The 5,189-nt window shown below is 50.7% G+C and carries 7 protein-coding genes; 1 reads left to right on the top strand and 6 read right to left on the bottom strand.

The window, feature by feature from the left end; translation table 11 throughout:
• The first annotated feature begins 128 nt into the window (after nucleotides 1-128).
• The gene (locus tag MO767_RS30760) at nucleotides 129-671 is read left to right on the top strand and encodes a cytochrome P460 family protein (RefSeq protein WP_282483609.1); all 543 of its coding nucleotides are present in this window, start codon (nucleotides 129-131) and stop codon (nucleotides 669-671) included.
• 309 nt (nucleotides 672-980) lie between these two features.
• On the opposite strand, the gene cynR is transcribed toward MO767_RS30760, so the two are convergent.
• The 6 genes from cynR to MO767_RS30730 form a co-directional block, all read right to left on the bottom strand.
• Nucleotides 981-1,880 carry a transcriptional regulator CynR gene (gene cynR, locus MO767_RS30755; RefSeq protein ID WP_282483608.1) on the bottom strand — a complete coding sequence of 300 codons (900 nt, stop codon included), beginning with the start codon at nucleotides 1,878-1,880 and terminating at the stop codon, nucleotides 981-983.
• A gap of 189 nt (nucleotides 1,881-2,069) precedes the next feature.
• Complete coding sequence (gene gorA, locus MO767_RS30750) at nucleotides 2,070-3,431, bottom strand: glutathione-disulfide reductase (protein WP_282483607.1); 1,362 nt, start codon at nucleotides 3,429-3,431, stop codon at nucleotides 2,070-2,072.
• Between the two features lie 33 nt (nucleotides 3,432-3,464).
• Entirely contained in the window at nucleotides 3,465-3,707 is a 243-nt protein-coding gene (locus MO767_RS30745) for a hypothetical protein (protein ID WP_282483606.1), read from the bottom strand.
• A gap of 228 nt (nucleotides 3,708-3,935) precedes the next feature.
• On the bottom strand, nucleotides 3,936-4,571 hold the full coding sequence (rclC, locus tag MO767_RS30740) for a reactive chlorine resistance membrane protein RclC (RefSeq protein ID WP_282483605.1): 636 nt from the start codon (nucleotides 4,569-4,571) through the stop codon (nucleotides 3,936-3,938).
• Nucleotides 4,572-4,635: 64 nt separating this feature from the next.
• Nucleotides 4,636-4,899 (bottom strand): glutaredoxin 3, encoded by a 264-nt coding sequence (grxC, locus tag MO767_RS30735; RefSeq protein WP_282483604.1) that lies wholly within the window; start codon nucleotides 4,897-4,899, stop codon nucleotides 4,636-4,638.
• 99 nt (nucleotides 4,900-4,998) lie between these two features.
• Nucleotides 4,999-5,133 (bottom strand): DUF2790 domain-containing protein, encoded by a 135-nt coding sequence (locus tag MO767_RS30730; protein WP_282483610.1) that lies wholly within the window; start codon nucleotides 5,131-5,133, stop codon nucleotides 4,999-5,001.
• Nucleotides 5,134-5,189: the final 56 nt, after the last annotated feature.

Raw genomic sequence — 5,189 nt, 5'->3', positions numbered from 1 at the left:
CAAAAACCGAAGAAAACCTTAAAACCGTGTCCGGGATCAGTTGACCACTACAAATCGCCTTGAAATAAATATCGGCGCTATTTGTTCCAAGAAGAAACTCGTGTAGCGCCCTACTCGGAGCGTGTGTGATGACTTGGAAAATTGCCGTTTTACCTGCGACCGCCGGCATCATCGGTGTGCTATTGGGCCTATCGATTGTTGCGCACGCAGATTCAACTCCTGGTGCAGACGCGGAAGGATCGCCTGTGTTCGGAGTCAAACTTCCTGAAGGCTATCGTAATTGGCAGTTTGTCAGCATTGCTCATGAAGAAGGTGAGAAGCCCGACATCCGCGTGATCTTGGGAAATGACATAGCTATGAAGGCTTACAGGGAAGGGACTCTGCCATTTCCGGATGGCACGATCATCGCGAGATTGGCCTACAAATACGAATCCTCTCCACAAAATAATGCCGTGTTTGGTAGAGATCAGTCATTCGTCGCTGGAGAGCCAACGAACGTTCAGATCGAGGTTAAAGACTCTAAGCGTTACGCAAGTACAGGTGGGTGGGGGTATGGGCAGTTTGAAAATGGAAAGCCCAACCCAAGTGAAAAAATCGTGAATAGCTGCTTCGCCTGCCACACGAAATTGCCTCCTGCGACGGATTTGATCTTCACTAAATACTCTCAGTGATGAGCGGTTTTTTTTAGGATGCCCCATGTGGTTTATTTGAGCCGTTTTAGGGCTAGATAGCTTCTATCCTTGTAGGCGTCAATTAGCATAGGAGGCCATCGCTTAGAGGGGATGACGTGGGTTGCAACGAGATAGATCCAACGTACAAAGCAGAAGCGGCTTTCTTCGGCCTTGGCTAGGCAGTGAGCCTTGGTTGCAATACCCGGCATTGCCGGAAAATTCCAGTGCTGGGTTGCCGCTGGGTCCCCTCATGAATCCGTCGGGGCCATATGTAAGATGCTGATGTTCTCTGGCCTCTGATGCGGACCATCAGACCCCCTTTTGACCTTTTTTACCTATGGTCTCCTGCACTAATTCGACGAAAGCCACCGACGCCGCATTGTGATAATTATTTTTGCGTCTTAGCAACGATGCTCCACGTTGAGGCGCCTTGTCTTTCATCTCTAGCTTGTGCAGTGCCCGATCTTGCGTGGCGATGGGCTCTGGAAGGATAGTGGCAACGCCAGTGTGACGAATGACCTCCAGTAGTGTGTTTACTGAGTTCACCTCAATCACCACTTTGGGGGTGATCTTTGCTTTAGTGAAATACTCATCAATACATACCCGGGTAGCGAAATCTGGAGTCAATAATGCAAAATCCAATTCGGCAACCTGTTCAGTTGTTAATGCTTTCCGGCAGTCGTACAACGGGTGCTCACGCCCGACCATCAGCGCCAACGTTTCGACAAATGCTGGAATTGATTCCAGGTCAGGATTTCTAAAATGATCAAAAGCGATGGCGATATCCAGTGAGTCATCAGCAAGCCCCATTTCAATGTCGTCCATAGACAGCTCGAAAATTTCTAGATGGATATTGGGAAATCTAGCTGTGTAATCACGGACAATTGGCCCCACTAGATACGCCATGAAAGTCGGGGTCATGGCCAGTCTTAGAGTACCGCGCGACAGGTCCTTCACATCGTGAAGCGCCCGCTTGCCTGCTGCTAATTCTACGAGCACGCGGCGGGCACATTCGATATACGCCTGGCCAGCATCTGTAGGCGTAACTGTTCGCGAGGTACGATCAAATAGCACAACGCCGAGCGTTTCTTCTAACTGGCGGATCTGTTGCGAAAGAGTAGGTTGAGAAACGTGGAGAACCTCGGCCGCCCGCGTGAAGCCGCCGTTATCAGCGACCGCTAACAGATAGCGTAAATGTCTTAGCAGCATCGCATGAACCACTCGTAGGTGAGGTAGATAGCCAGCAGTGTAATCGACTAGGGCGCTGTGAGGTCGTTATGGCCGAGCGCATCAATTTAGGATCCATCCTGCGAACCTTTAGAGATGCGATCCGAGCTAATCAGCCGACCCACGGCATCGTGATTAGAAGACCTAAAGGTGGGCATCCAAACCTGACTCTTAAGAAACCATGACCGGTGTACGTAACGTGACGAACTCCTCAGCTGAGGTAGGATGCACGCCTATGGTTTCATCGAATAGGCGCTTGGTTGCTCCTGCTTTGAGCGCGATCGCTAAACCTTGAATAATTTCACCGGCGTCAGGGCCAACCATGTGGACCCCCAATACCTTATCGGTACGAGCGTCGACTACCAATTTCATGAGCGTCTTTTCGGAAGACTCGGTCAGGGTCAATTTCATTGGACGGAAGCGGCTTTCGAAGATGGTCACCCTGAAACCTTCCGCTATCGCCTGCTCTTGGGTAAGGCCAACGGTACCAATGCTCGGCTGGCTGAAAACCGCGGTCGGGATGTGCCGGTAGTCGACGGGACGATACTGCTCAGGTTTAAACAAGCGTCGAGCGATTGCTGATCCCTCCGCCGTTGCAACCGGCGTCAACTGGACACCACCAATCACATCGCCAAGTGCCAGGATTGAAGGCTCACGTGTTTCGAAATTTTCGTTAACCGAGATATAGCCTGCATCGTTAAGCTCTACAAAGGTGTTTTCCAGCCCCAAATTGTCGAGCATTGGCCGTCGACCTGTGGCGTAAAAAATACTGTCTGTCTCCAACTGACGACCGTCTTCAAGCGTCGCGAGGAGGCTTCCGTCTGGCTGTTTGGCGATCTGGACGATATTCGTTTTGAATTCCAGCTGCACACCGTTTTTGGTCAGTTCTTCAGCCAAATGAGTTCGGACCGCTTGATCGAACCCTCGTAAGAACAGGTCACCGCGGTACAGCAGTCGTGTATCGGAGCCCAGGCCATTGAAAATGCCAGCGAATTCAACGGCGATGTAACCTCCACCAACAACCAGTACCCGCTTAGGCAGCCGTTTCAGAAAGAATGCCTCATTGGACGTGATCGCATGCTCACGCCCAGGGATATCGGGTATCTGCGGCCAACCACCAGTTGCAATCAAAATTTGCTTGGCGCTATAGCGCTTACCGTTGACTTCCACATGATGGGCATCAGTGAGCCGCGCGTGACCTTCGAATAGAGTGACACCGCTGTTACTCAGCAGCTTGCGATATACGCCGTTGAGTCTTTCTATCTCACGATTCTTGTTAGCAATAAGAGTTTCCCAGTCGAACTGCGCTTCTCCGGTACTCCAACCAAAGCCCTTAGCCTGTTCAAAATCGTCTGAAAAGTGGGCACCGTACACGAGCAGCTTTTTCGGTACGCACCCCACGTTTACGCAAGTACCGCCTAGGTAGCGGCTTTCAGCAACCGCCACTTTGGCGCCAAAGTCCGCGGAAAACCGAGCCGCCCGTACGCCGCCCGAGCCAGCACCAATAACAAACAGATCGAAGTCGTAAGTCATCTTAGTTCCCTGATGGGGTTATACATCGCTAGATTATGAAAAGTGTTTAGGGGCGATACGGCGCTTCAGTACGTGCATAAGCCGATTGAAAAAGTGCGAGGGCTCAGCGTTATGCATGACCTGATAGCAGTTCGTTTGTTGCCACGAAACTCCAGACGGCATGCCATGGATCATCATCATTTGCGGTAGCAAAAAACTACTTTCGTGCTCGCGCATAGGGAGGCCGGATTTATCGGCATCCAAATCTGTGCAGTTACGGAACGTTTTGTCGAGCATTTCGGAACTCCTAGAACGGAGAACTCTGAGGGAAGTCTCGAATGAGAACATCCCTTCAGTTTCCCCTTCTAATTGGTTTATGAGAAGGAGCAAAAATCTGATGACTCCATTCAGTTGAATGAAATAATCCCGCAAGGGCCGGAACTTGCGGCCCCACCGATTTGCAAAACAGGCACGAGAGTTCGTCTATCGACCAACGGCGTGCCCGGGGCTTGCCAGAGCACCTTGTTATGGCAAGCCTATCCATTGTTGCGTCGGCTCTTTTGACGCAAGGCATCTGCTGATCTGGGTAGTTGGTTGCAAGAGCTGACGTGCCGAATCCGCGATCATTACTACCGCTCCTGCAAGCATCAATACATCTTTGAGCACCAGCCTCCCTCCACCGGATAGGTAAGGAAAACCATATTGAGCATCACCAATATTCGACACCCAAGCCTCGGGAGTTGTGATCAAAAACGACAGCGTTACTAGAGGTGTTAGGAAAGCGAGTATTGCACCCACCATGCCCAACCGGCGTGAGAAGGCGTAGGTGAGGACCATTAGGCCGATGAGAATTTCAACGGTACCAAGGCCGTCTGAAAACGCGTAGGTGTGGTTCTGCGTCTGCCATGCGCGTTTCGCAGGGTCGAGTTGACCTTCGTGAGTCAGGTGGTCTTTGTATTCGGTCGGATGTTCATAGAAGAACGACATAACCGGGCTGTTAGCCACAAATGGTGTAATGCTATCCGCTTCGTACGGGGCAAATTTCAACGCCCCAATCCAAATGAATATGATGGCAACAGCGATCCGAATCAGGTGAACGCCCAAGCTATCAAGCTTGCTGGCTTTCTGAAGCGCCGATTGTAGTGAGGACTGGTAACTCATGGCTAAAATCCTTTGGTGGAATGTAAGTTTAGATGGAGTTCAAACGATTGGTTACTGAGGTGTCTCAACACGCAACGCGCGAGTTGAGCGCCTCATTCAGTCCGCTTTCCTCCTCTAGTTGAGCCAGATCGTCGTATCCCCCGACGTGCCAGTTACCAAAGAAAATCTGCGGTACCGTCCGGCGTCCGCTGCGGTTGATCATCTCAACTCGTTTTTCTACTGACGTCACTTCAATCTCATTGAACTGGATTCCTTTTTTGGCAAACAAGCGTCTTGCTGCTTGGCAATAGGGGCAGGTGGCGGTAGCGTACATGGTGACAGTAAGCATATTTTTAACTCCAATAGTGTGTGAATTGAACTGCGGTTAAATAGAGTCGGCATTCATGGCACATGGCGGACAATAACGCCTGGTAGTGATAATCGGCTCTTAGTTGGAGCAGCCGGTACCCATTACGCTATATCCAAGAATATGAATTTTGCCTTCAGAGTCTTTGTAGGTTATTTCTGCCAAGGTAGGGCCGCAAACATCCGCTATCGGGGAAATGTTCACCACCTTAGAGATGTCTAGTGTGCCGTCTCACAAATAAAGCTCCTCATGCCTGTGAGACCATTGCCTCA

The sequence above is a fragment of the Pseudomonas sp. UYIF39 genome (assembly GCF_029963765.1).
In the GTDB taxonomy this organism is placed as follows: Bacteria; Pseudomonadota; Gammaproteobacteria; order Pseudomonadales; family Pseudomonadaceae; genus Aquipseudomonas.
The sequence above is the reverse complement of the archived record's forward strand: the minus strand, read 5'-3'. Positions and strand labels throughout refer to the sequence as shown.